The sequence below is a fragment of the Pseudoalteromonas sp. Isolate6 genome, assembly GCF_022398435.1.
Taxonomy (GTDB): domain Bacteria; phylum Pseudomonadota; class Gammaproteobacteria; order Enterobacterales; family Alteromonadaceae; genus Pseudoalteromonas; species Pseudoalteromonas galatheae.
The window spans coordinates 1-3122 of the sequence record NZ_JAKEVK010000318.1 but is presented as its reverse complement, the minus strand read 5'-3'; the positions used below and the strand labels follow the sequence as shown (position 1 = coordinate 3122).

2 protein-coding genes are annotated in these 3122 nt (G+C 40.0%); both read right to left on the bottom strand.

Going from position 1 to position 3122, the window contains the following annotated elements:
• Positions 1–336: 336 nt before the first annotated feature.
• A complete protein-coding gene (locus L1D50_RS22315) occupies positions 337–1569 on the bottom strand; it encodes a DUF642 domain-containing protein (protein ID WP_239966867.1) in 1233 nt (410 codons plus the stop codon).
• A 594-nt stretch (positions 1570–2163) separates the two neighbouring features.
• The gene (locus tag L1D50_RS22310) at positions 2164–3060 is read right to left on the bottom strand and encodes a LysR family transcriptional regulator (RefSeq protein ID WP_138524206.1); all 897 of its coding nucleotides are present in this window, start codon (positions 3058–3060) and stop codon (positions 2164–2166) included.
• Positions 3061–3122 lie beyond the last annotated feature (62 nt).

Below are 3122 nucleotides of genomic sequence, written 5' to 3'. Positions count from 1 at the left end.
GATATACCCTGTGTATTTAGTCTTAAGTTTTGAAATTTGCAAAAAAGTTTTTATTTTGCAAATGCAACAGGCAACTTCATTAGTCGGTCGAACCAGACACTTTATTTAAAATATCTATGAGCTTCTCTGTTTAAAATTAGGCCGGGTCGCAGGAGGATTTCTAAAGTTGTGCTTGATGTGTTAAATGAAATGCTATTTTAAGCTATCGGAGCACCAGTCTCGCCCCTAGTCAACCCAAAGATAAATACTTCTATGTAGCGATATAGAAGCTTGGGTCCAAAACGAAAAAAGCGAGGGTTTCCCCTCGCCTTGTCTACTGTCTACGTGTTTCTGTATTTATTCACAGTAGTTCGCTACATACGTTAAGTCATTGATGTGCTCTGGGCCATCCATGACAAAAGTCGATTCTGCAGTGTTTGGATCTAGTGTATAGATCTTTGCATCTTCTCCTTTATTGCGGCCAGACACGTATAACGTACCATCTGCGCTTACCGCCAAACCAGATGCCCAATTTATGCCATGTTCGCCAACTAGGTCTAACGTCATCGCGCCTTTGTCTAACGTGTAAAGTGCTTTGCCTGTTAGGACGTAAATTACATTTGTGTCTGCTGAATAAGCAATGTCACCATGTGAAAAGTCATCACCAGTATAGCTTAACTTGCCAAATACTGTTTTTTCACCCGTCTGCATATCAAACTCATACAGATAAGTTTTACTGGTCGCTAATAACTTAGTGCCGTCTGGCGTTACTGCTGAGCGATAAATCGGCCAAGAAACCGCATTAGCAGCTAAAGTCTGCTCCGCGTTGTCTAATGAGACCTTCCACAGTGATGACGCTTTAGTTGCGCTATCATTTTGCTCCATAAAGTATAGCTCACCATCATGTGCGGCGATATTTGAAGCTGTATTCGCTACCCCATCAACGTACGCATAAGTACCGTTGGTGACATCAAAATGATAAACATAGCTGTTGCTGTCTTCACCAAAGTTATTGATACCATACACGCCAACTTTACAAGTCACCGGTGGCTCTGGTGGTGTAACTTCTTCTTCCTCTGTCACTACTACGTTGTCTAATAACGCACCCAATGAATCAGAAGTACCTAGGCCTTGAAACCGAAGTTGTGTTGAACTGCTCGTCGCTTCAACTGTGTACTCGTATTTTGTCCAGCCTCGGGTCGTTGCATTCATCGTCACTAACGTGTTATCACCAAACCAAGCACGAGCTCGATTGGTTGAATTATTGTTTACGATTCGAGGCGAGTAATAAAAGCTCACAGTATATTTTTTACCAGCTGTTGTCGGAATATTCTGGTAGATAGTATAATTTGCTGTAGAGTCAAGCTCTAGGTATTGATTGCCCTCTTGTGGCACGATAATACCGAGACTTTGTTTTTGAATTTCAAATCTGGCACCGTCTCTACTCCAACCTTGGAGGTTGTCAAATAACGCCCAATCACCAGAAATATTTCCTGATGTTTCAAAAGAGCCGTTAACAACAAGATTATCGGCAGCACTTGCTGTACCAACGACTGACATTAACACTAAGGTTGCAAAGTTAAGTTTCATAGCCACTCCAATAAAATAGGGTTAATGTAAATTTATTGTTTACAGCAACACCTCTTAATATACTACCATTGTCGTACTTTTCTCCTCTACGGTCAATGCATAACCGAAAAACCAGATTTTATGATGTTTTACATCACTAAAGCAACTTAAAATCCAATACTTTTGGATTAGTTAAAAAGCATTGTGTTTTGAAATTTATTCGAAACTTTAATGAAGCTCATTATCTCGTGACTCAAGCTGAAGTTTAGGAACGGAATACGCTATGTCGTTGCCGTCAGAATTTAGTAATAAACACAACACCCAAGGAGGGGTTTTGATGCAGTTAAGAGTCTATAGTGTAACCGCTTTGACAAATACTTATTGTGGCGACAGTATTTTCAGTAAACTTCGCTGTTCTTTTGGCTAATTATATTGATTAATAAAATTTCCTTTTCCAAAGCGCTTAAACCTACCCATTCTGAGTCTACTCGAGTAGTAGTGACTTTCTGCGTTATATGTTATCTATTCAAAAAACAGCCAGATTGAAATAATTTACTGAGGCGATCTAATACACAGCCCATATTCAGAGTAACTAAAATGGCTACCAAGTTTTCATCACGTACACGAGTACATCGCGGCACTTTTTAATACAAACTGGTGCGCATCCATATAACTTTTAATAGCACGTTGCGCAATTTGTATTGTTGCAGGTACATCGATACTCCCTTTATGGATGCAAAATATCTCTACTTTTTCAAGCTCGAAGTCAGGGTCTACCCGTTCCAGCTTGTGATTATCAAATGCGATGATTTCTGGCACTAACCCAATACCGAGGCCGCTTTCAATAAGCCTAATGGTGTCACTCACTGAGTTAGTTTTGTGATGCGCTCTAAATGAAAGCGGCTTCACTATGTTTTGGGTTGTATGCATAAATTGATAATTTGCGACTTTTCCTTCCCAAGAGTTTGCGATGTAAGGCGCTGTGCCCACATCAAATTCACTGTCCTTAGCTTTATATAGAACGTCTCTAAATGAGCCGATATATTGCTGTGACTGCTCTACGTCTGCGCTTTTTCCCACTCTGACTGCAAGATCGATCCCCCGCTCAACTAGATTGAGTGGTCGATCTTCATTAATTAAATTTAGACGTATTTTAGAGTGCGCCTTAATCAGCTTACATAATGCTGGCGCAACGATGGTTTGCATCAATGCATAAGATGCTGTCACTGTTAATTGCCCAGAAATTTCAGATTGCTTAGCTCTTGCCTTTTCCCACGCTAACTCGGATAGATGGCTAATTTCAAGACAGTATGTATAGAAATCTTTACCAACATTAGTCAATGATTGACTTCGTGTGTTTCTGTACAGTAGTGGCGCTCCTATCTCTTCTTCCAATTTCTTTAAGTGCTGGCTTATCACAGATTTAGACAAAGATAACTTATCTGCAGCTTTCGTCAGTGAACCTGACTCTACCACCCCTTTAAATATCATCATTCTTCTTAGCTTGTTCATTTTGACTTCTCTTTTATGTCGCTTCAAAAGATAAAGACCGCTACACACAAATAAAATTACAC

Bases quoted from the DNA above. Each gene is read 5' to 3' on its own strand.
- L1D50_RS22315 (WP_239966867.1), bottom strand. From the start codon at position 1,569: ATGAAACTTAACTTTGCAACCTTAGTGTTAATGTCAGTCGTTGGTACA.
- L1D50_RS22310 (WP_138524206.1), bottom strand. From the start codon at position 3,060: ATGAACAAGCTAAGAAGAATGATGATATTTAAAGGGGTGGTAGAGTCA.